The sequence below is a fragment of the Streptomyces flaveus genome (genome assembly GCF_014647675.1).
GTDB lineage: Bacteria > Actinomycetota > Actinomycetes > Streptomycetales > Streptomycetaceae > Streptomyces > Streptomyces flaveus.
In genome coordinates, this window is sequence record NZ_BMPQ01000012.1 from 213,686 (window position 1) to 235,505 (window position 21,820).

At 70.4% G+C, this 21,820-nt stretch carries 20 protein-coding genes and 1 tRNA gene; 10 read left to right on the forward strand and 11 right to left on the reverse strand.

Annotated features, from left to right (window positions below):
- Positions 1-280: 280 nt before the first annotated feature.
- The 6 genes from IEZ21_RS24450 (at position 281) to IEZ21_RS24475 (ending at position 7,432) form a co-directional block, all read left to right on the forward strand.
- Positions 281-1,045 carry an IclR family transcriptional regulator gene (locus IEZ21_RS24450; protein ID WP_189324031.1) on the forward strand — a complete coding sequence of 255 codons (765 nt, stop codon included), beginning with the start codon at positions 281-283 and terminating at the stop codon, positions 1,043-1,045.
- A gap of 295 nt (positions 1,046-1,340) precedes the next feature.
- Positions 1,341-2,129 carry an MIP/aquaporin family protein gene (locus IEZ21_RS24455; protein ID WP_189324032.1) on the forward strand — a complete coding sequence of 263 codons (789 nt, stop codon included), beginning with the start codon at positions 1,341-1,343 and terminating at the stop codon, positions 2,127-2,129.
- A 118-nt stretch (positions 2,130-2,247) separates the two neighbouring features.
- Positions 2,248-3,786 (forward strand): glycerol kinase GlpK, encoded by a 1,539-nt coding sequence (glpK, locus tag IEZ21_RS24460; protein WP_189324033.1) that lies wholly within the window; start codon positions 2,248-2,250, stop codon positions 3,784-3,786.
- Between the two features lie 40 nt (positions 3,787-3,826).
- Positions 3,827-5,443: a glycerol-3-phosphate dehydrogenase/oxidase gene (locus IEZ21_RS24465; RefSeq protein ID WP_189324034.1), complete on the forward strand. Its 1,617-nt coding sequence runs from the start codon at positions 3,827-3,829 to the stop codon at positions 5,441-5,443.
- Positions 5,444-5,604: 161 nt separating this feature from the next.
- Positions 5,605-6,276, forward strand: a complete 672-nt coding sequence (locus IEZ21_RS24470) for a FadR/GntR family transcriptional regulator (RefSeq protein WP_189324035.1) — start codon at positions 5,605-5,607, stop codon at positions 6,274-6,276.
- A 157-nt stretch (positions 6,277-6,433) separates the two neighbouring features.
- Positions 6,434-7,432: a PAC2 family protein gene (locus IEZ21_RS24475; protein ID WP_033323331.1), complete on the forward strand. Its 999-nt coding sequence runs from the start codon at positions 6,434-6,436 to the stop codon at positions 7,430-7,432.
- A 77-nt stretch (positions 7,433-7,509) separates the two neighbouring features.
- Here IEZ21_RS24475 and mshC read toward each other — a convergent pair whose 3' ends face one another.
- The 6 genes from mshC to IEZ21_RS24505 all read right to left on the reverse strand — a co-directional run bounded on the left by mshC (position 7,510) and on the right by IEZ21_RS24505 (position 13,218).
- The gene (mshC, locus tag IEZ21_RS24480) at positions 7,510-8,739 is read right to left on the reverse strand and encodes a cysteine--1-D-myo-inosityl 2-amino-2-deoxy-alpha-D-glucopyranoside ligase (RefSeq protein ID WP_189324036.1); all 1,230 of its coding nucleotides are present in this window, start codon (positions 8,737-8,739) and stop codon (positions 7,510-7,512) included.
- A 110-nt stretch (positions 8,740-8,849) separates the two neighbouring features.
- Positions 8,850-9,665 (reverse strand): SCO1664 family protein, encoded by an 816-nt coding sequence (locus IEZ21_RS24485; protein ID WP_189324037.1) that lies wholly within the window; start codon positions 9,663-9,665, stop codon positions 8,850-8,852.
- On the reverse strand, positions 9,629-10,219 hold the full coding sequence (locus IEZ21_RS24490) for a DUF3090 domain-containing protein (protein ID WP_189324038.1): 591 nt from the start codon (positions 10,217-10,219) through the stop codon (positions 9,629-9,631). Before IEZ21_RS24490 ends, IEZ21_RS24485 begins: the two co-directional genes overlap by 37 nt.
- Positions 10,220-10,318: 99 nt before the next feature.
- Complete coding sequence (locus IEZ21_RS24495) at positions 10,319-11,005, reverse strand: histidine phosphatase family protein (RefSeq protein ID WP_189324039.1); 687 nt, start codon at positions 11,003-11,005, stop codon at positions 10,319-10,321.
- Between the two features lie 140 nt (positions 11,006-11,145).
- Positions 11,146-11,934, reverse strand: a complete 789-nt coding sequence (locus tag IEZ21_RS24500) for a ferritin-like domain-containing protein (RefSeq protein ID WP_189324040.1) — start codon at positions 11,932-11,934, stop codon at positions 11,146-11,148.
- Between the two features lie 231 nt (positions 11,935-12,165).
- Positions 12,166-13,218 (reverse strand): LLM class F420-dependent oxidoreductase, encoded by a 1,053-nt coding sequence (locus IEZ21_RS24505; protein WP_189324041.1) that lies wholly within the window; start codon positions 13,216-13,218, stop codon positions 12,166-12,168.
- A gap of 175 nt (positions 13,219-13,393) precedes the next feature.
- Between IEZ21_RS24505 and IEZ21_RS24510 the strand changes: the two genes are divergently transcribed.
- Both IEZ21_RS24510 and IEZ21_RS24515 read left to right on the forward strand, forming a co-directional pair.
- Positions 13,394-14,377, forward strand: a complete 984-nt coding sequence (locus tag IEZ21_RS24510) for an aldo/keto reductase (protein ID WP_189324042.1) — start codon at positions 13,394-13,396, stop codon at positions 14,375-14,377.
- Positions 14,378-14,404: 27 nt separating this feature from the next.
- Positions 14,405-16,666, forward strand: a complete 2,262-nt coding sequence (locus IEZ21_RS24515) for a helix-hairpin-helix domain-containing protein (protein WP_246568103.1) — start codon at positions 14,405-14,407, stop codon at positions 16,664-16,666.
- Positions 16,667-16,798: 132 nt separating this feature from the next.
- Here IEZ21_RS24515 and IEZ21_RS24520 read toward each other — a convergent pair whose 3' ends face one another.
- Positions 16,799-17,533: a hypothetical protein gene (locus IEZ21_RS24520; protein ID WP_189324043.1), complete on the reverse strand. Its 735-nt coding sequence runs from the start codon at positions 17,531-17,533 to the stop codon at positions 16,799-16,801.
- Between the two features lie 47 nt (positions 17,534-17,580).
- On the opposite strand from IEZ21_RS24520, the gene IEZ21_RS24525 reads away from it, so the two are divergent.
- Positions 17,581-17,769 carry a DUF5703 family protein gene (locus IEZ21_RS24525; protein WP_033323315.1) on the forward strand — a complete coding sequence of 63 codons (189 nt, stop codon included), beginning with the start codon at positions 17,581-17,583 and terminating at the stop codon, positions 17,767-17,769.
- Positions 17,770-17,854: 85 nt separating this feature from the next.
- On the opposite strand, the gene IEZ21_RS24530 is transcribed toward IEZ21_RS24525, so the two are convergent.
- From IEZ21_RS24530 to IEZ21_RS24540, 3 genes are all read right to left on the reverse strand, one after another.
- Complete coding sequence (locus tag IEZ21_RS24530) at positions 17,855-18,559, reverse strand: chaplin (RefSeq protein WP_189324044.1); 705 nt, start codon at positions 18,557-18,559, stop codon at positions 17,855-17,857.
- A gap of 140 nt (positions 18,560-18,699) precedes the next feature.
- On the reverse strand, positions 18,700-18,933 hold the full coding sequence (locus tag IEZ21_RS24535) for a chaplin (protein WP_189324045.1): 234 nt from the start codon (positions 18,931-18,933) through the stop codon (positions 18,700-18,702).
- Positions 18,934-19,105: 172 nt separating this feature from the next.
- The gene (locus IEZ21_RS24540) at positions 19,106-20,431 is read right to left on the reverse strand and encodes a M20/M25/M40 family metallo-hydrolase (RefSeq protein ID WP_189324046.1); all 1,326 of its coding nucleotides are present in this window, start codon (positions 20,429-20,431) and stop codon (positions 19,106-19,108) included.
- A 187-nt stretch (positions 20,432-20,618) separates the two neighbouring features.
- Here IEZ21_RS24540 and IEZ21_RS24545 point away from each other — a divergent pair.
- A tRNA-Leu gene (locus IEZ21_RS24545) sits at positions 20,619-20,703 on the forward strand.
- A gap of 131 nt (positions 20,704-20,834) precedes the next feature.
- Here IEZ21_RS24545 and IEZ21_RS24550 read toward each other — a convergent pair.
- On the reverse strand, positions 20,835-21,530 hold the full coding sequence (locus IEZ21_RS24550; protein WP_189324047.1) for a DUF2637 domain-containing protein: 696 nt from the start codon (positions 21,528-21,530) through the stop codon (positions 20,835-20,837).
- Between the last annotated feature and the right edge of the window lie 290 nt (positions 21,531-21,820).

Below are 21,820 nucleotides of genomic sequence, written 5' to 3' on the forward strand. Positions count from 1 at the left end.
AAAGGGCTCCCTGTTGTGCGACGGCTGTCGGCTATGCGGCTCCCGGCGGAGGACGCACCAAGCCAGGGTAGCCGGGAGCGGTTCGGACGGTCAGGGGAGTCCACGGGACGGACGGGCGTTGCGGGCGCGGTCCCGGTGAGGTTCTGTCCGGTGACCGGTGACGACAACTGTCGGCACCTATTGGCGAGAGGTCGACAACGACCGATAGTGTTCAGCATTGTCGAACGGCGGCACCGAAGCCCGCATGTCGACGGTCGAAGGGGACGGAGGCGGGACTGCGATGGCACGGAACATCCAGTCGCTCGAACGGGCGGCCGCGATGCTGCGGCTCCTCGCGGGCGGTGAGCGACGGCTCGGCCTGTCGGACATCGCCTCCTCGCTCGGTCTCGCCAAGGGCACGGCCCACGGGATACTGCGCACGCTCCAGCAGGAGGGCTTCGTCGAGCAGGACGCGGCCTCCGGGCGCTATCAGCTGGGCGCGGAGCTGCTGCGGCTCGGCACCACGTATCTGGACGTCCACGAGCTGCGCGCGCGTGCCCTCGTCTGGACCGACGATCTGGCCCGCTCCAGCGGCGAGAGCGTCTACCTCGGGGTCCTGCACCAGCACGGAGTGCTGATCGTGCACCACGTCTTCAGGCCCGACGACAGCCGTCAGGTCCTGGAGGTCGGTGCCATGCAGCCGCTGCACTCCACGGCGCTGGGCAAGGTGCTGACGGCGTACGACCCGGTGGCGCACAGCGAGGTCGTGGAGGGCGAACGCAAGGCGTTCACCGCGCGCACGACAACCGAACTGGACGCGTTCGAGGGGGTCCTGGACATCACCCGCGCGCGTGGGTACGGGGCCGACGTGGAGGAGACCTGGGAGGGCGTCGCGTCCGTCGCCGCACCCATCCACGACCGGCGACGGATGCCGGTCGGCGCGGTGGGCGTCACCGGGGCCGTGGAGCGGATCTGTGCGAACGGGGAGCTGCGCCCCGAGCTGATCGCGGCGGTGCGCGACTGCGCCCGCGCCGTGTCGCGGGACCTGGGCGCCGCCCGGTTCTGAGCGTCCGCAGGAGACCAGCAGGAGTCAGGGCCGGGGCATCGACGATGCCCCGGCCCTCTTTCGTTCAGTAACGATCACGAGGTCGGCAAGAGATTCGGCAACAGAGCTCTTGACGTGCCGCTGAGCCTGGGACAAGACTCGCGTCCAACGGTCGGCATTGTCGAACACCTACCGGCAATACGCGCTAGAGTGTGACGACGCCAAGGGCCGGCACCGCTCTCATCCTTGAGAGCACGGACCACCGGAGGGACCCGGGGTTCGGCATTCCCCTGGACGAAGGACAAAGGAGTCGCGGGTGTCCAGCTCCGACATCTTCATCGGCGAGACCATCGGTACCGCCATACTCATCCTCCTCGGCGGCGGGGTCTGCGCCGCCGTCACGCTGAAGGCCTCCAAGGCGCGTAACGCCGGATGGCTCGCCATCGCCTTCGGGTGGGGCTTCGCGGTACTCACCGCCGTCTACACCTCGGCACCCCTCTCCGGTGCCCACCTGAACCCCGCGGTCACGCTCGCCATCGCCATCAAGGACGGCGAGTGGGGCGACGTCCCCGTCTACTGGGCGGGACAGTTCCTCGGCGCCATGATCGGCGCGGCGCTGGTCTGGGTCGCGTACTACGGGCAGTTCCACGCCCACCTCACCGACCGCGAGATCGTCGGCGGGCCCGGCGCGCAGGACACCAAGTCCGTCGAGGCGCGGGAGGCGGCGGCCGGCCCGGTGCTCGGCATCTTCTCCACCGGCCCCGAGATCCGGATCGCCGCGCAGAACCTCGCCACGGAGATCATCGGCACGGTCGTGCTGGTGCTCGCGATCCTCACCCAGGGCCTGAACGGCGAGGGCAAGGGCCTCGGCACCCTCGGCGCGCTGATCACCGCGCTCGTGGTCGTCAGCATCGGCCTCTCGCTGGGCGGTCCGACCGGGTACGCCATCAACCCGGCGCGTGACCTCGGCCCGCGTATCGTCCACGCCCTGCTGCCCCTGCCCAACAAGGGCGGCTCCGACTGGGGCTACGCCTGGATCCCGGTCGTCGGTCCGCTGATCGGCGGAGCGATCGCCGCAGGTATCTACAACGTCGCTTTTGCTTAGAGCGGCACGGCCCCTCAGCGCCGTACGTTCACTTGTAGCCGCAAGCGACCCGTAAACCAGCGCAGTGAGCCAGCCTCTCAGACCGCCCCTTTGACCACGGAATTTCAGGGAGCACACCGTGACCGACGCCCACACCGCAGGCCCCTTCATCGCCGCCATCGACCAGGGCACCACCTCCAGCCGCTGCATCGTCTTCGACCGCGACGGCCGGATCGTCTCCGTCGACCAGAAGGAGCACGAGCAGATCTTCCCCAAGCCGGGCTGGGTCGAGCACAACGCCGCCGAGATCTGGACCAACGTCCAGGAGGTCGTGGCCAGTGCCATCGAGAAGGCCGGCATCACCCGTGACGACATCAAGGCCATCGGCATCACCAACCAGCGCGAGACCACGCTGCTCTGGGACAAGAACACCGGCGAGCCCGTCCACAACGCCATCGTCTGGCAGGACACCCGTACCGACGCGCTCTGCAGGGAACTCGGCCGCAACGTCGGCCAGGACCGCTTCCGCCGCGAGACGGGCCTGCCGCTCGCCTCGTACTTCGCCGGTCCGAAGGCCCGCTGGCTGCTCGACAACGTCGAGGGCCTGCGCGAGCGCGCCGAGGCCGGCGACATCCTCTTCGGCACCATGGACTCCTGGGTCATCTGGAACCTGACCGGCGGTGTCGACGGCGGCCACCACGTCACCGACGTCACCAACGCCTCCCGCACCCTCCTCATGAACCTGCACACGCTGGAGTGGGACGAGAAGATCGCCGAGTCCATCGGTGTCCCGCTGGCGATGCTGCCCGAGATCCGCTCCTCCGCCGAGGTGTACGGCGAGATCACCGGCGGCAAGCTGGGCGACCTGCTCGGCGGCATCCCGGTCGCCTCCGCGCTCGGCGACCAGCAGGCGGCCCTGTTCGGCCAGACCTGTTTCTCCGAGGGCGAGGCCAAGTCGACGTACGGCACCGGCACCTTCATGCTGATGAACACCGGTGACAAGATCATCAACTCGTACTCGGGCCTGCTGACCACGGTCGGCTACCGGATCGGCGACCAGGCGCCGGTCTACGCCCTTGAGGGCTCCATCGCCGTCACCGGCGCGCTGGTGCAGTGGATGCGCGACCAGATGGGCCTGATCAGCACCGCAGCCGAGATCGAGACCCTGGCCTCGTCGGTGGAGGACAACGGCGGCGCCTACTTCGTCCCGGCGTTCTCCGGCCTGTTCGCCCCGTACTGGCGCCCGGACGCCCGCGGTGTGATCGCCGGCCTGACCCGGTACGTCACCAAGGCGCACATCGCGCGTGCCGTGCTGGAGGCCACCGCCTGGCAGACCCGTGAGATCAGCGATGCCATGACCAAGGACTCCGGCGTCGAACTCGCCGCCCTCAAGGTCGACGGCGGCATGACCTCCAACAACCTGCTGATGCAGACGCTCTCGGACTTCCTGGACGCCCCCGTGGTGCGCCCGATGGTCGCCGAGACCACCTGCCTCGGCGCCGCCTACGCCGCCGGTCTCGCCGTCGGCTTCTGGAACAGCACCGACGACCTGCGCGCCAACTGGCGCCGGGCCGCCGAGTGGACCCCCAACATGGCCGCGGAGAAGCGCGACCGCGAGTACAAGAGCTGGCTCAAGGCCGTGGAGCGGACCATGGGCTGGCTCGAGGACGAGAGCTGACGAGCGCTCCGAGAAGCTCTGACAAGGAGTAAGAATCCGCATGACCAGTCAGTCCACCCTGCAGTCCGTACCTGCCCTCGGTACGCGCCCGGCCTCCGGCTTTCACCCGAGCCGCGCCGAGACCCGGGAGCGGCTCTCCAAGGCGACGTACGACCTCCTCGTCATCGGCGGCGGCATCCTGGGCATCTCCACCGCCTGGCATGCCGCGCAGTCCGGGCTGCGGGTGGCCCTGGTCGACGCCGGCGACTTCGCCGGTGCCACCTCCTCCGCCTCCTCCAAGCTGCTCCACGGCGGTCTGCGCTATCTGCAGACCGGCGCGGTGAAGCTGGTCGCGGAGAACCACTTCGAGCGCCGTGCGGTCTCCCGCCAGGTGGCCCCCCACCTGGCGAATCCGCTCACGTTCTACCTCCCCGTGTACAAGGGCGGGCCGCACGGCGCGGCGAAGCTCGGGGCGGGCGTCTTCGCCTACTCCGCGCTGTCGGCGTTCGGGGATGGTGTCGGGCACCTGCTCTCGCCGTCGAAGGCCGCGCAGGACGTGCCCGAGCTGCGTACCGACAACCTCAAGGCCGTGGCCGTGTACGGCGACGACCAGATGAACGACTCCCGGATGGCGCTGATGACGGTCCGCGCGGCCGTCGAGTCGGGCGCCGTCGTACTGAACCACGCCGAGGTCACCGGGCTGCGCTTCACCAGGGGCCGGGTGACCGGCGCCGAGCTGCGCGACCGCCTCGACGGCAGCGAGTTCGGGGTGTCGGCACGCCTTGTGCTCAACGCGACAGGGCCGTGGGTGGACCACCTGCGCCGGATGGAGAACGCGAACGCGGCGCCTTCCATACGTCTGTCGAAGGGCGCGCACCTCGTCCTCAAGCGGACTTCGCCGTGGAAGGCCGCGCTGGCCACCCCCATCGACAAGTACCGCATCACCTTCGCCCTCCCCTGGGAGGACATGCTGCTGCTCGGCACGACCGACGAGGCGTACGAGGGCGACCCCGCGGACGTCGCGGTCAACGAGAAGGACATCGCGCAGATCCTGGACGAGGCCGCGTTCTCGATCCGCGACCAGCAGCTGTCCCGTGACCTGATCACGTACTCCTTCGCGGGTCTGCGCGTCCTGCCCGGCGGTCCTGGCGACACCTCGAAGGCCAGGCGGGAGACGGTCGTCACCGAGGGCGCGGGCGGCATGCTGTCCGTCGCGGGCGGCAAGTGGACGACCTTCCGCCACATCGGCCGTACGGTCATGAGGCAGTTGGAGTCGCTGCCGGGCCGTCCGCTCGGCGAGGACTTCGAGCCGGTCTCCGAGCTGCCGAAGAAGCTGCCGCTGCCGGGCGTCGCCAACCCGCGCGCGGTCGCACACCGCCTGCTCGTCGACCACCCGGCACCAGGGCCGCGCATGGCACCGGACACCGCCAGGCACCTGGCCACCCACTACGGCTCGCTGGCCTTCGACATCGCCCGCCTCGCGAACGACGACCCGGAGCTCTCCGAGCGTGTCCACCCGGACGCCCCGGAGATCTGGGCGCAGGTCGTCTACGCCCGGGACAACGAGTGGGCCGAGACGGCGGACGACGTGCTGCGCCGCCGTACGACACTGACGATCCGCGGGCTCGCGACGGACGAGGTCCGCGGCACGGTGCAGGATCTTCTCGACAAGAAGTAGGGGCGCGCGGTCCGGCCCGAGGGGCGGCTTCCACCCGGTGGAGCCGCCCCTCCCCCATGTCGTGTTTGCTCGTCCCGCACGGGCCTCACCAGGGCCATCGAGGCCCCATAATGAGACATCGGATGTCTGAGCGACATATCTGATCGACAGGGAGGCCCGCCATGGCAGTCACCGATGAGGCGATCGAAAAGATCAAGGGAATGATCGTCTCCGGCGCGCTGCGCCCCGGCGACCGGCTCCCCAAGGAGAGCGAACTCGCCGCCGATCTGGGCCTGTCCCGCAACTCCCTGCGGGAGGCCGTACGGGCGCTGTCCCTGATCCGCATCCTGGACGTACGGCAGGGCGACGGCACCTACGTCACCAGCCTGGACCCGCAACTCCTCCTGGAGGCGCTGAGCTTCGTCGTCGACTTCCACCGCGACGACACGGTCCTGGAGTTCCTGGCCGTACGCCGCATCCTGGAGCCGGCCGCGACCTCGATGGCCGCCATGCGCATCAGCGAGCAGCAACTGGACGCGCTCACGGCCCAGTTGGACGCGCTGGGCGCCGCGCCCTCGGTGGAGGAACTCGTCGCCTGCGACCTGGAGTTCCACCGCGGCATCGTGCAGAGCTCCGGCAACTCCGTGCTCTGCTCGCTCCTCGACGGTCTCTCCGGGCCCACCACCCGGGCCCGGATCTGGCGCGGGCTGACCCAGGAGGACGCGGTCAGCCGCACCCTGCACGAGCACCGCGCGATCCTCGCGGCCCTGCGCGACCGCGACGCGGAGGCGGCCCGCTCCTGGGCGACGGTGCACATCGCGAGCGTGGAGCAGTGGCTGCGCAGCACCCTGTGAGGAACGGGCAATCACAGCTCGGATGACTGGAGGGTGTTCCGGGGTGGCGAACGGGGCAGTGATGCGTTCACTCCCCCATGTAAGGGGGCTGCGGGCGCTCCGCATGCACGCCGTAAGGTTGGGGCGTACGTGAGGGCACGTCGGAAGGAGGCGCTGGGTGATCGAGCTCGAGGGGGTTCCCGAGCTGGTCGACCCGGTCATGGTGGCCGCGTTCGAGGGCTGGAACGACGCCGGCGACGCCGCCTCCACCGCGGTCGCGCATCTCGACAGGGAATGGAAGGGCGAGGTCTTCGCGGCGCTCGACGCCGAGGACTACTACGACTTCCAGGTCAACCGGCCCACCGTGTGGCTGGACGGCGGCGTACGCAAGGTCACCTGGCCGACGACCCGGCTCTCCGTGGTCCGGGTCGGCGGCGAGAAGCCGCGTGACCTGGTCCTGGTCCGCGGTATCGAACCGTCCATGCGCTGGCGCTCGTTCTGCAACGAGATCCTGGGCTTCGCCCATGAGCTGGGCGTGGAGCTGGTGGTGATCATGGGCGCCCTGCTCGGCGACACCCCGCACACGCGTCCGGTCCCGGTCAGCGGCGTCACCTCCGACGCGGACCTGGCCCGCACCATGGACCTTGAGGAGACCAAGTACGAAGGGCCGACGGGCATCGTCGGCATCCTCCAGGAGGCGTGCACGCACGCGGGCGTACCGGCGGTCTCCTTGTGGGCGGCCGTCCCGCACTACGTCTCGCAGCCGCCGAACCCGAAAGCGACGCTGGCCCTCCTCAACCGCCTGGAGGACCTCATCGACATGCGTATCCCGCTGGGCGAGCTGCCCGAGGACGCGCGGGCCTGGCAGTTGGGCGTGGACCAGCTGGCCGCGGAGGACAGCGAGGTCGCCGAGTACGTTCAGTCGCTGGAGGAGGCCCGGGACACCGCCGAGCTTCCCGAGGCCTCGGGTGACGCGATCGCCCGCGAGTTCGAGCGCTATCTGCGGCGGCGGGACGGCAATGGCCCGGCGGCAGGCCAGGCCGGCGGGCATGCCACGGAGAGTGGCGATCCCGCCCCGTTCCTGAGGGACAACCCGGGCGGCCGTCCCCGGCCGCCGAAGCCGCAGCGCCCGGGGGCCGATGACGAGGGCTCGGCTGACGACTCGTCGGAGGACTGAGCCGTAAGAGCGGAACCACAAGGGCGGTGCGCACACGGCGCACCGCCCTCGGTTGCTTCCGAACCTGCTCGCCGGCCTTACAGGGCCACCCCGAGCAGCGCGTCCACCGCACGCGATACGACGCCGGGGGCGCCCTCGTCGCTGCCGCCCTGTTCCTGCTGACGGGCTGCCCAGCGGTCGACGGCCGTGAGCGCGGCGGGCGCGTCCAGGTCGTTCGCGAGGGCCTCGCGGATCTCCTCGACGAGCGCGTCGGCGGCCGGTCCGTCGGGCCGCGACACGGCGGCCCGCCAGCGCTCCAGCCGCGCGAGGGCGTCCTGGAGGACCTGGTCGGTCCATTCCCAGTCGGCCCGGTAGTGGTGCGAGAGCAGGGCGAGCCGGATGGCCACCGGGTCGACGCCGTCGCGCCGCAGCTTCGACACGAAGACCAGATTGCCCTTGGACTTCGACATCTTCTCACCGTCGAGCGCCACCATGCCCGCATGCACATACGCCTGCGCGAACGGGAACTCCCCGGTCAGCGCCTGCGCATGGGAGGCCCCCATCTCGTGGTGCGGGAAAGCGAGATCGGAGCCGCCGCCCTGGACCTCGAAACCCATGCCCAGGTGGTCGAGGGCGATCGCGACACACTCGATGTGCCAGCCGGGCCGGCCCTGCCCGAGCGAACCGCCGTCCCAGCTGGGCTCGCCCTCCCGGGCGGCCATCCACAGCATCGGGTCGAGCGGGTTCTTCTTGCCCGGACGCTCCGGGTCACCGCCGCGCTCGGCGGACAGCAGCCGCATCGCGGCGGCGTCCAGCCCGGACACCTTCCCGAAGTGCGGGTCCGCCTCCACGGAGAAGTAGACGTCGCCCTCGAGTTCGTACGCGGCTCCGGCGTCACGCAGCCGCTCGACGAGCGGGACGATCCCGGGTATCGCCTCGACGGCGCCGATGTACTGCTTCGGGGGCAGCATCCGCAGGGCGGTCATGTCCTCGCGGAAGAGGGCGGTCTCCTTCTCGGCGAGCGCCACCCAGTCGATGTCGTCCCGGGCGGCGCGCTCGAGAAGCGGATCGTCGATGTCCGTCACGTTCTGGACGTAGTGAACCTGCCGCTTGGTGTCGAGCCACACGCGCTGGACGAGGTCGAACGCGTTGTAGGTCGCCGCGTGACCGAGGTGGGTCGCGTCGTACGGAGTGATGCCGCAGACATAGATACGGGCGACGGGGCCGGGATCGAGGGTGATCAGACCCCCGGTCGCGGTGTCGTGGATCCGGAGGTCGCGGCCCTGTCCAGGCAGGGCGGGGACCTCAGAAGCGGGCCAGGCATACATGTCTTGAGCCTAACCGGACGCATCATCCGTATACGAACCGCATCGGGCCCGGTGGCCGTGAAGGCCCTCTTGCGTACGCGGCTGCCGTGTGCGTCGCCGTGCCGGCCGTACTACACGGGCGGCCACGGGATCGCGGGCCACTCCCCCGAGGGCTCCGGATGCCGTCCCGTGGTGAGCAGATCGGCGACACGCGCGCGTGTGGCGTCCAGTTCGGCCTGTGTGATGAGCTCGGCCAGCCGCCGGCCCAGCGCCCCGTCCAGGGCGTCCTTGAGCCCTGCGAGTACGTCGACGGCCTCAGGGGTGAGCTTCTCCCCCGCCCAGCCCCACAGCAGCGTGCGCAGCTTGTTCTCGGTGTTGAAGGTCACCCCGTGGTCGATGCCGTACAGCTGCCCCTCGGCGGTGGGCAGCAGATGCCCGCCCTTGCGGTCGGCGTTGTTGATCACGGCGTCGAGTACGGCGAGCCTGCGCAGCCGCTCGTCGTCGGCGTGCACGAGCAGCGCCGTACGCCCCTCACCCACCTCGGCGAACCCGATGGCCTTCCAGCCCTCGCCGGGCTCCTCGCCGTCGACCAGCGCGAGCAGTTCGGAGCCGGGCACCGGCTCGATCCACTGCTGGCACATGCCCTCGCCGTACGGCCCGTCGCGCAGCACGGTGGTGGGGACGAGCCCCCAGCCGGTCGCCTCGGACACCTCGTACGCGGCGACCTCCCGCTGGGCGAGGGTGCCGTCGGGGAAGTCCCACAGCGGGCGCTCGCCGGCGACCGGCTTGTAGACGCAGGGCTCGGTGCGGTCCTCGTACGTCACATCGCACAGGAGAACCGCGTTGGAGGCCTCACGCACCTGGCCGCGCACCGTCAGCTCGCCCTCGGCGAGCAGCTCGGCCGTGGTCGTCACACCTCGCGGCGGTATCCGTTCTGGCGCGGACATACGTGTCCTTCCGGATCGAGCGGGAGACTGCACAGCGGGCAGGGCGGCCGACCCGCGTTGACGACGTCGAGGGCGCGCTTGGCGAAGGCCCTGGCCTGCGCGCCGGTGAGGCGGACCCTCAGCATCGGCGGGCCGTTCTCCTCGTCCTGCAGGAGCCTTTCCTCGGCGGCGGCGAGGTCCTCCTCGGAGTCGGCGTCCAGCTCGACGAGCGCCTGCGCCTCGACGATCATGCGCTGCTCGTCACCGTCCCAGGCCAGCGCCATGGTGCCGACCCGGAACTCCTCCTCCACGGGAGTCTCCAGGGGGGCGGTGTCGGAGACCTCCGTCGGGGCCACCGCCGGGACGGCCGCACTGCCTCCCGTACGTCGTACGACCTCGTCGAGAAGCTCGTCCATCCGCTCGGCGAGCGCCGCCACCTGCGTCTTCTCCAGAGCCACGCTGGTCACCCGGGGCCCGGCGACGGCCTGCAGGAAGAAGGTACGGCGCCCGGGCAGCCCGACCGTACCGGTCACGAAACGGTCCGGTGGGTCGTAGAGGAACACCTGACGGGACACGTCCTGTCTCCATTGGATCGAGTGCTTCTGCCATCGACTGCGTCTGCTGCTGACAACTGCTGCGCTGCTTCGACCGCTTCACCCTACTGCGGCTGACGATCACGGTGCGCCCGCACTGCCACCCACCGTGGCGTCACCGCCCGGAGGCTCCTCGCGCGGCGCGAGGGAGGCGAAATCACCGGTGTCCCCGAGGCGTACGAGAAACGGCCGCAGCCGTGTGTAGCGGATCGCGGTGATGGAACACGGTTCTACGGAAATCCGCTGGAAGAGGTCCAGATGAAGCCCCAGTGCGTCCGCGACGAGGGACTTGATGATGTCGCCGTGCGAGCACATGAGGTACACGGCGTCGGCGCCGTGATCGCGCTCCACGCGCGCGTTCCACTCGCGTACGGCTTCGGCGGCCCGGGTCTGCATCGCCCGCATCGACTCGCCGCCCGGGAACGCGGCGGCGGACGGATGCGCTTGTACGACCTCCATCAGCGGCTCGTCCATCAGCTCGGCGAGCTTGCGCCCCGACCAGTCGCCGTAGTGGCACTCCCCGATGCGCTCTTCGGTGTGCGCGCGCAGTTCGGGCCGGGCGTCGAGCAGGGGGCGCAGGGTCTCCTGGCAGCGCTCCAAGGGGCTGGTGACGACCTCGGATATCGGCAGCCCGGCGAGCCGCCCGGGCAGCTCGGCGGCCTGTTCGGCGCCGCGCTCGTCGAGGGAGACGCCGGGCGTCCACCCGGCGAGCAGTCCCTCGGTGTTGGCGGTGGAACGTCCGTGCCGGACAAGGATCAACGTGGGCATGCGGCCCAGCGTAAGCCGCCGCCGGGATGCGTCCCGGTCCGGGAGGCACCGGAGCTCCGCGGGGTCACTTGTCGGCCTCCACGCGCGCGTGCCCCGTACTCGTGTCGGGTACGAGCGGCACGCGCACGTGGCTCGTGCCGTTACGCGAACTCGGGTGCCGCCGATGCCGGCCCGCCCAGGGCGTCGCGACGCTCGGGCATCTTCAGGGAGACCATGCGGCGCCAGCCGCCGAGCCGCTCGTACAGGTAGACGGCGTGGATGCCCGCGGCGAGGACGCCGGACCTGGCCTTCGACCAGCCGAGGATGCGCCCCATGCCGGCCATCACGGCGAGGCTGACGTCCCGGTAGATACGGATCTCGGCGAGCGCGCACTCGCGCAGGGTGCGCTGGATCATCCGGCCGTGGCCCGCCGCCGCGAAACGCAACAGTTCCTCGTGGCAGTACGCGAGGTGGTTGTCCTCGTCGTTGGAGATCATCTTGACGGCTCGGCCGAGGTCGGGATGGTCGGCGAAGTGCTTGCGGAGGAGCTCCATCTCCTCGGAGGCGCGCTGCTCGGTGACCCTGCTGTGCGCGAGGTAGGTGACGATGTCTTCGACGGTGAGCGCTTGGTCGCCCTTGAGCTTCTCGTGGGCGAGGCCGATGCCGTTGTTCTCCAGGAGCATGGTGTAGTCGGTGGCGGGCGGGATCTCGACAGGTTCGAGGCCGCGCTTCTTCATGAGGGCGTTGAAGATGCGCCCGTGCTTGTCCTCGTCGGCGCCGTGGCGGGTGATCTTGGGTGCGAGCGCGCGCTCGCTGTCCGGTACGAGAGCCGCGATGCGCGCGTTCTCCCAGCCCCCCTGTGACTCCCCGCTGGCGGCGATGGAACAGAAGAGCTGGAACGACTCGTCGTTGTCGAGGATCTCCTGGAACAGACTCTTGGCCGAAAGCATCACTGCCCCTTCTCTGCAGAACTCCCGGAACTCCGCAAAGAACGAGTCAAATGCGCTGCCAGGGGCGCGGCAACACCTGTGTCGGACAAATCCGCCGAACGATGGACGCCCGAGGCCTCTGCGACGCGTAACCACAGGGGCCGTCGGCGCGTTGTTCCCGTGACGGCCGTGGCGGGGAAGACCCCCGAGCCCCCACCACGGCCGCAGAAACCTACCGCGGTCGATCCGGTGTCACAGTCCGGCGCGTTCGAGGGCCTGAGTGCCGGCGCGGAGCGAGGCGAGACGCTCGTCGAGTGTGAAGCCCGCGGGAGCGAGGGTCAGGGTGGTGACTCCGGCTTCGGCGTAGGACTTCATCCGGTCCGCGATCCGGTCGACCGAGCCCAGCAGGGTCGTCTTGTCGATCAGGTCGTGCGGTACGGCGGATGCGGCCCCCTGCTTGTCGCCGGACAGGTACTTGTCCTGGATCTCGGTGGCTTCCTTCTCGTAGCCCATGCGCTGGGCGAGCTGGTTGTAGAAGTTCTGCTTGCGGCTGCCCATGCCGCCGACGTACAGCGCGGTGTACGGGCGGAAGGTGTCGGCGAGCGTGGCCACGTCCTTGTCGTCGCCGAGGGCGATCGGCAGCGTCGGGCAGACGTCGAAGCCGTCCATCGTCAGGCCGGCCTTCTCGCGGCCCGCGCGCAGGTGCCGCAGCGTGGTCTCCTCCAGGTGCTCGGCGGAGGGGAAGATCAGCAGGGCGCCGTCGGCGATCTCGCCGGTCTGCTCCAGGTTCTTGGGGCCGATCGCCGCGATGTAGAGCGGGATGTGCTCGCGCTGCGGGTGCACGGTCAGCTTGATGGGCTTGCCCGGACCGTCCGGCAGCGGCAGCGTCCAGTGCTCGCCCTCGTACGACAGGCGCTCGCGGGTCATCGCCTTGCGGATGATCTCGACGTACTCGCGGGTGCGGGCCAGCGGCTTGTCGAACTTGACGCCGTACCAGCCCTCGGAGACCTGCGGTCCGGAGACACCGAGGCCGAGGCGGAAGCGGCCGCCGGAGAGCGAGTCGAGCGTCGCGGCGGTCATCGCGGTCATCGCCGGCTGGCGGGCCGGGATCTGGAAGATGGCCGAGCCGACGTCGATGCGCTCGGTCTGTGCGGCGACCCAGGTGAGCACGGTGGCCGCGTCCGAGCCGTACGCCTCGGCGGCCCAGCAGACCGCGTAGCCCAGACGGTCGGCCTCCTTGGCCACGGTGAGATTGTCGGCGTCCATTCCGGCGCCCCAGTAGCCGAGATTGATCCCGAGCTGCATGGCCGATTCCCCTTACTGATCAGTAACGTCCCTTGTGCGGCACCCTAGCGCGCCCTCGGACCCGGTGGCAGGGAGCCCGGGCGGGGACGGCTTCGGGGACGGCTTCGGGCTCGGGTGATCCTGGTTGTCCACAGGGTTCCCCCGCACTGACTTCGGGCCAGTAATCTCAGCCGACATGGAGCAGAGGCATCTCGGCCGTACCGGCCTGCGTGTGTCCCGGATCGGGCTCGGCACCCTCACCTGGGGCCGGGACACCGACGAGCATGACGCCGCGGACCTGTTGAAGGCGTTCTGGGAGGCGGGCGGCACCCTCGTCGACACGGCGGACGTGTACGGCGACGGGGAGGCCGAGTATCTGCTCGGGCAGCTCATGGAAGGGCTGGTGCCACGCCGGGACCTGGTGATCTCGACGAAGGCGGGGAGCGTGCCGGATCCGGACCGGCGCTTCGACGGTTCGCGCGGGCATCTGCTCTCCGCGCTCGACGCCTCGCTGGCGCGGCTCGGCACGGACTATGTGGATCTTTGGCAGGTCCACGCCTTCGATCCGGAGACGCCGCTGGAGGAGACCCTCCAGGCCCTCGACATCGCGGTCAGCAGCGGTCGCGCCCGGTATGCCGGGGTGTCCAACTTCTGTGGCTGGCAGCTCGCCAAGGCGGCGACCTGGCAGCTCGCGGCGCCCGGCATACGGACCCGGCTGTCCAGTACGCAGATGGAGTACTCACTGCTGCAACGCGGCGTCGAACGCGAGGTGCTGCCCGCGGCCATGGACCTGGGCATCGGGCTGCTCCCGTCCTCGCCGCTCGGCCGGGGCGTACTGACGGGCAAGTACCGAAACGGTACGCCCGCGGACTCCCGGGGTGCGTCGGAGCATCTGGCACCCTTCGTCGCGCCGTATCTGGACGAGGCGGCGAGCAGCATCGTGGACGCGGTCACGACCGCCGCGGACGGGCTCGCGGTGACACCGCTCCAGGTGGCCCTCGCGTGGGTCCGCGACCGGCCCGGCGTCGCCGCCCCCATCATCGGCGCGCGTAACGCACCGCAGCTCACGGCCGCGTTGTCAGTGGAGGCCCTTAGTCTTCCTGACGAGATCTGCCGAGCGCTCGACGACGTGTCAGCGCCCGTGCACCGCTATCCCGATCACCACTGGAGCACGCTGTGACCACGGATCCCGCCGGCATGGAGCCCGCTGCCACGGAGGAAGCCGAGCCGGGGACGCCGACCGCCGGCCCGGGGGCCGACTCGGGCTCCGGGGGCGGGGGGCCNNNNCGACCCGGCCGGCGCCGCAGCCGACCGAGAGGACGTCGAGGGCAGCGCTGCCGCCGACAGCGCGGCCGGTGAGGGCGGCACCGTGGCCGACCGTGAGGACGCTGAGGAGAGCCCCTCTGGCGCTGCGGGGGAATCCGGCGCGGGCGGTGAACTGTCCGAGGCCGAGGCCGAGTTGGCCGCGCAGCGGGAGCTGCGGGAGCGGATCGAGCGACGGAAGGCCGAGAAGAAGGCCGTCGAGAGCGGGAAGAAGCTGAGCGGGACGGCAGCCGATCTGCTCGCGGCCGTGCGTGCGGTGGAGAGCGGGGAGAAGCCCGGTGGGGGCGTCTTCAGCGAGGCGGAGCCGGCGCCGCACAGGGGCGCGCCCGAGCCGGTGCGACGGCCGCAGCCCATGACCTCGTCCGCCGCCGCGCCGGTGCCGACCGAGGCCGTCGATGCCGTACGGGCCGTGCTCCTCGAGGGCGGCGCACCCGAAGTGCTCGCACCGCAGGTCACCGCGGCCCTCGGAGAGGGAGCTCACGGCCAACTGCGCGAGGATCCCTGGCAGTTGCTGCGCGTGGCGGGGGTGCGGCCGGAGCAGGCGGACGGGTTCGCGCGGGCGCTGCTCGGCGCGGAGTGCGGGCCCGGCGACGAGCGGCGGGGCCGGGCGGTCACCGTATGGCTCCTGGAGCAGGCCGCCCTGGTCGGACACACCGCCCTGGAAGCTCCGACGCTCAGCGCCGCGCTCGCGCAGCGCGCCGTGCCGGATCCGGACGCCGCCGTGCAGAGCGCCATCGCCGAGGGGGACGCGCTGGTCTTCCAGGACGCGCTGGACGAGCCGGGCGCACCCGTGGCGCCCCGAGAGTCCGGTGACGAGGCCGAGGAGGGAGAGCAGGAGCGTCCGGTACGCGTCCTCATCGGCCTGGAGCGGTACGCGCTCGCCGAGGAGAGCCTCGCCGACGGGCTCGCGCGCGTGGTCAACTCGCTGCCCAAGGAGGACGGTTCGGCCGACGACTGGGAGTCGGCCGCGACCGGCTCCGCCGCCGAGCTGATCCGCGCCGTCGCGGGCCACGGCCTCGTGCTCCACACCGGTGGAGAGGCGTCCCGGGCGGAACCGGCGGCCCTGGTCGCCGCTGCCCGGGCGATGGGGCTGCGCGTGTGCGCGGCCACACACAGCGTGGACGGACGGCAGCGGTTCGCAGCACTGCTCGCGCCGGCCGAGCAGCAGGAGCCGGCAGCCGAGCCCCACGAAACCGTGGCCACCGTCGCGGGCCTGCTGTCCGGGGCCGAGGGCCCTGGCCGTGACGCGGACGGCATGCTGAAGACCGATCTGCTGGTCGTGCTCGACGCGCCCCAGCTGGACGTGGAGAGCGCGGCGATGCTGGCCGAGTCGCTGCCCGACGGGGCACGCCTTGTGCTGAGCGGTGACCCCGGTGTGCTGTGGTCGGCGGGGCCCGGGCGGGTCTTCGCCGATCTGCTCGCGGCGCGGGTGTGCCCGCAGATCGCCTCGCGGACACCGGACCCCGGCCCGATCGGTGAGCTGGTCTCGGGCATCGGCGTGGGCGAGTTGAACCAGGTGGAGGCCCCCGGCAAGGAGGTGGTGATCGTCCCGGTGCGCGACGCCGGCGAGGCGGTGCACCGCACCGTGCAGCTGGTCGCGGACTCGGTGCCGCGGGCGTTCGGGATCCCGGCGGAGCAGACCCAGGTGATCACGCCGGGCCATGGCGGCGCGGCGGGCACCCGGGTGCTGAACGCCGCGCTGAAGGAGCGGCTCAACCCGGGCCCGGGCCGCTTCGGCGGCTTCGACCCCGGCGACCGGATCGCCTACGCGCCCGCTCCGGGCCGTACGGCGCCCGGTCACGTGGTGAAGGCCGACGCCGAGGGGCTGCACCTGGAGTGCGCGGGCGCCTCCGTGGTCGTACCGAAGGAACAGGTCGAGCAGTCCGTACGCCACGGCTGGGCGCTCACCGCGCACCAGGCAGTCGGCCGACGCTGGCCCGCCGCGATCGTGGTTCTGCCAGGCGACGCCGCCCAGGCCCTGACCAGACCGTGGATCTACACAGCCTTCGGCCGCGCCGAAAGCCACCTCTCCGTGGTCCACGGCGTCGAACAGGCCCTGCCCCACGCGGTGGCGGAGATCCCCGCCAAGCCCCGCACCACGCGCCTGCCCACTCTGCTCAAGACCCAGGTCCCGACGGCCGGTTGATCCCCGCACTGGCGCTGACCGCGGCGCCCACAGGGCCGCCGACACCGCACGAACCACCGGCGGAGGCCCCGAAAACGCCGGTGGCGGTCACCGGGCCGACCAGCCCGTGACCGCCACCCGCACAGCCTGCCCTCAGCGCTCCGCGTCCAAGCGATCCGCGTTCAGTGGCTCCAAGTCCTCGTCGTCGTCCAGGCCCCGGCCGAGGGACCGAGCGAGGCCGTTCTCGCTGCTCTCGTCCAGGTCGTCGTCGGTCTCCTCGTCGAAGACCGCGCTGACGTCGAAGCGGCAGACGATCCGCTGGGGGTCGGCCTGCTCGAAGGGGGCTTCCAGCCATTCGCCGGGGTCGGCCGGTTCGTCCGCGGCGGTGACCCACAGTGTGGAGTCGCCCTCCTCCAGGCCGAACTCCTTGTGCCGGGAAGCGATCTCGTCCGGCTCGAACTCGCCGAACAGCACGCCCAGCGCACCGTGCACGGTGCCGGCCGCCGCGTCGAAGCCCGCGGCCGCCGCCCCCGACTCCTCCACGGCCTCCACCCGCTGGGCCTGCGCCAGCAGCCGCTGCGGCTCCACGACGGCGTAGTCGCGGCGGATCAGCACGCTCAGCGCGTTCGGCTCCTCGGGCCCGGTGTACGGCGGCAGTGTGTCTTCCGTACCGGGGATCTCGAAGGGCGTGACCTCGTCATAGCGGTCGTAGAGGAGCTCGTCGTACTCCTCGGCGGCCGAAGCCAGCTCGTTGAACGCCTCGTAGACGGCCGGGTCGTCCTCACCCGACCTGCGCTCGACCGCCGCAAGGTGGCGGTCGAGCGCAGCCTTGATCGCCTCGGCGGCGGCGCGTACCTCGGCAGCGGTGGGCTGCGCAGCATCAGACATAGTGCAGACGCTATCCGTACCGGGCCTCTGCCCGCACAATAGATGCGATGCCGGAATACGAATTTGTCGACGTGTACGTGCCGCGCGGGGTCTCCCGCAAGGAAACGACGCGCCTGCTGACGGACCATGCGGAGTACGGACACTGGGAGTTGGACCGCCTCAGCCTGCACCCCGACGGCAGCCGCAGGGTGCGGTTGCGCCGGCGGATCATCCGCCAGGTGCGTGCCACGTGGTGACACGAAGTGGCTGAAACTTGAGCGGGCCCCGCGGTCGCGGGGCCCGCTCAAGTTTCAGCAGGTGGTCGGTGCCTTCCGGGCCTGGTTACGCCGCGGCCCGTGCCTTGCGGTAGAGCACGGCGCCCACCAGCAGCGCGCCCGCGCCCACCGGCAGCGCGAGGCCGACCGGCAGCTCGCTGCCGGTCGCCGCGAGCTGCGCGGAGCCCTGGGGCTGTGCGCCGGCCCGGTTGTTCGGCGTCGAAGCGCCTACCTGCTCCTTGTCAGCGGACGGCGGCTGCGGCGTGCCCGGCTGCTCCGGGTCACCCGGAGGCGTCTCGTTGCCGGGAGGCGTCGTCTCGTGACCGCCCCCGGTGTTGCCGCAGTCGTTGTCCGCGGCCTCGTTGCCGATACCGCCGACGTTGACGCCGTTGCCGCAGACGTTGACCGGTACGTCCACCGGGACCTGCACGTGGTTGCCGGAGCCGATGCCGGGTGAGTCACTGGTGTGTCCGTCGGCCTGCGAGCCGCCGCCGGACGAGTTGTCGCCGGACGAGTTGCCGGAGCCGCCGCCCTCGTTGGCGCAGCTGTTGCCCACCGCCGGGTTGAGCAGCCCGACCACGTTCACGGTGTTGCCGCAGACGTTCACCGGCACGTTGACCGGCGCCTCCACGGAGTTCCCGGACAGCACGCCCGGGGAGTTGGAGGCGGAGCTGTCCGCCCCGGAGTCGGCGTGCGCGTAGCCGCCGGTGACGGCCAGGACGCCGGTGGCTGCCGCCACGGTCATCAGGCCCTTGCGGGTGACCTGTCGCATAGCTTTTCCCTGCCTTGTTGCTTCAGGAATGCGCACGCACCCAGTGCACGTACGCGGAATGCGGAAAGTCGGCGGCCCCGGAACGCGTGGCGCGCACTCCGGGGCCGCGAACTCAGACCCTCATGGGGTGAGGCACAACGTCACGCGTTGATGCAGGTGTTGCCAAAAGCGGGGTTCAGCAGCCCGACCACGGAGACCGTGTTGCCGCACACGTTCGTCTGCGCGTGGATCGGCACCTGAACGACGTTGCCCGAAAGCACGCCGGGCGAGTGCACGGCAGCACCCTGGGCACCCGCGTCAGCAGCCGCAACTCCCGCACCAGCGAGAACGAGGCCACCAGTGGCAGCCGCAGCAGCGACGATCTTCTTGATCATTATTCCTCCTTGTTGGCAATGCGACCCTGGTCACGGGTCGCACCACCTGTAACGAGGAGGGAGTAATAGAGCTACGAGCCTATGAGCCCATTCACCCTTCTCAGTCAACTCCGCACGCGCAGGCGATTATTGGAGTTTCGTTTCAGCGTGTTAATTCGGGACACATCGTTGTTCAGGACGCCTCGATGAAGCGGTCGAGTACGCGCACGCCGAACTTCAGGGCATCGACCGGCACCCGCTCATCGACACCGTGGAACATGCCCGCGAAGTCCAGCTCCGGCGGCAGCTTCAGCGGGGCGAAGCCGAAGCAGCGGATGCCGAGGTCGTCGAAGGACTTGGCGTCGGTGCCGGCCGACAGCATGTAGGGCACGGCTCGCGCGATCGGGTCCTCGGCGGACAGGGCGGTCTGCATGGCGTCGACGATGGCCCCGTCGAAGGTGGTCTCCAGCGCCTTGTCGGCGTGTACGTCCTCACGCTTCACGTTCGGGCCGAGGATCCGGTCCAGGTCGGCGAGGAACTCCTCTTCGTAGCCCGGCAGATAGCGGGCGTCGATGTGTGCGGTGGCCTGGCCCGGAATCACGTTCACCTTGTAACCGGCGCCCAGCTGGGTCGGGTTGGCGGTGTTCTGCAGCGAGGCGCCGATGAGCTTGGCGATGCCGCCGAGCTTGGCGAGCGTCTCGTCCATGTTCTCCGGATCGAGCTCGGTGCCGAGGGCGTCGCCCAGCTCGTCGAGGAAGTGCCGCAGTGTCTTCGTCACGCGCACCGGGAACCTGTGCCGGCCGAGCCGGCCGACGGCTTCGGAGAGTTCGGTGATGGCGTTGTCCCGGTGGATCATCGAACCGTGTCCGGCGGTGCCGTCCACGGTCAGTTTCATCCAGTGCATGCCCTTCTGGGCGGTCTCGACGAGATACAGCCGCAGCTTCTCGTTGACGGTGAAGGAGAATCCGCCGACCTCACCGACCCCCTCGGTCACGCCCTCGAAGAGATCCGGGTGCTTGGCGACGAGGTGCTTCGCGCCGAACTTGCCGCCGGCCTCCTCGTCGGCCAGGAAGGCCAGCACGAGGTCACGGGGCGGCTTGCGTCCGCTGCGCAGCCGGTGGCGTACGACCGCGAGGGTCATCGCGTCCATGTCCTTCATGTCGACGGCGCCCCGGCCCCACACACAGCCGTCCGCGATCTCGCCGGAGAAGGGGTGGTGGGTCCAGTCCGAGGCGTTGGCGGGTACGACGTCGGTGTGGCCGTGGATGAGCAGCCCGGGCCTGGATCGGTCCTCGCCCTCGATCCGGACGACTGTGGAGGCGCGGCCCTTGTGCGACTCGAAGATCTGCGGTTCGAGCCCCACCTCGGCGAGCTTCTCGGCGACGTACTCGGCGGCCCTGCGCTCGCCCGGGCCCGAGTGGTCGCCGTAATTGCTGGTGTCGATCTGGATCAGCTCGCGGCAGAGGTCGACGACCTCGTCCTCACCGGTGATGTTCCTGGCCGTGTCCGACTCACTCACGCTGCTGCCTCCCGGGTTCACTGCTGCTTCTCCCTCTCATCCTCCCTCTCCGACCGCCCCTCCCCCAAGGCCGGGACCGGCCCGTCACACGGGGTTCACACGCCGCCGGCCCGTGATCGGGAGCCTCCGGAAGCCTGGTAATGTTTCCTCTGTCGGCGCGGGGTGATTCCCGCACGACCAACACCTTGTCCGGGTGGCGGAATGGCAGACGCGCTAGCTTGAGGTGCTAGTGCCCTTTATCGGGCGTGGGGGTTCAAGTCCCCCCTCGGACACTGAAGATAAACCCCAACTTGTGCGGGCCGAGCTGAGTCTCGGCCCGCACAAGCTGTTTTACGGGGTTGCAGGTGAGCCGGAATGACCCCGCTCCCGGACCTCTCGCCCGGGAGCGGGGCGCGTGCGGGAGTCAGTCGGTGGCGTGTCGCCCGGCTTGCCGCTGGCGGGGCAGGACCGGCTTGGCGGGGGTGGTGAGCGTGAGCTGGCGAACCAGCTGCTGGAAGGAGAGCAGGGCGGTGACCGGCGGCAGGGCCGCCACCGCCATCGCGAGCGGCGTCTTGGGCGCATGGGCGACACACAGGCACATCGCGACGGCGGAGAACAGCAGCACCACGGCCCAGGAGTGCGCGGCGCGGCGGCAGTGCAGCGCGGCCCGCAGGATGGACAACGAGGCCACCAGCCACGGCCCGTAGACCAGCAGCGGCCACCATGCGGCCAGCCCATGGGCCCCCGGGGACGCCACGCGGCGCAACGGATCGTAGGCGACCAACGCGCCGAGCACGCTCACCATGCCCACGGTCACCACGGTCAGTGCCGCGATGGACAGGCTCAGCACCTTCAGCCACGGCCTCCGGAACCAACGGACGCTCCGCACCAGCCGGTTCGGTCGGCGGCGGGCGCCCCGCTTGCGCGGGATGGCGGGCGTCGCGGAGACGGGTGCGGCGGAGGCACCGGTCTGCAGCAGCCGGGTCAGGTCGTGGTCGAAGTCCCACTCGGTGTGCAGGGCTTCGGGGACGGTGGGGTCGAGCACGTCCGCTCCGAAGGAGCCCGACTGATATCGAGTGCTGCCCAATCCGTCCTCGGGCTGAGGCCAGTAACCGCTCATGCCACCATGCCCTGCGTGCTCGTCGTCGCCATGCACTCCCCAACGAGGGGAAAATTAGCTGGATACGCCCAATTTAAAAGCAATGTACCCGTATTGGTGTGCTTAATGATTCGTTGGATGTCCGTCTTCGGCCGATGTGTGGGCGATCTCTCGTCCGAGGGGCAGATCGTGAGGTCACGGCGGGTGGGCGCCTTCGATGGGCAACCCCGAACGGACCTCCCGCGTGGCTGCTCGCAAGGGGCGAGTCCAGAGTCGTACTAGGATTTCCGGCTTGTTACGGAGCTGGAAAC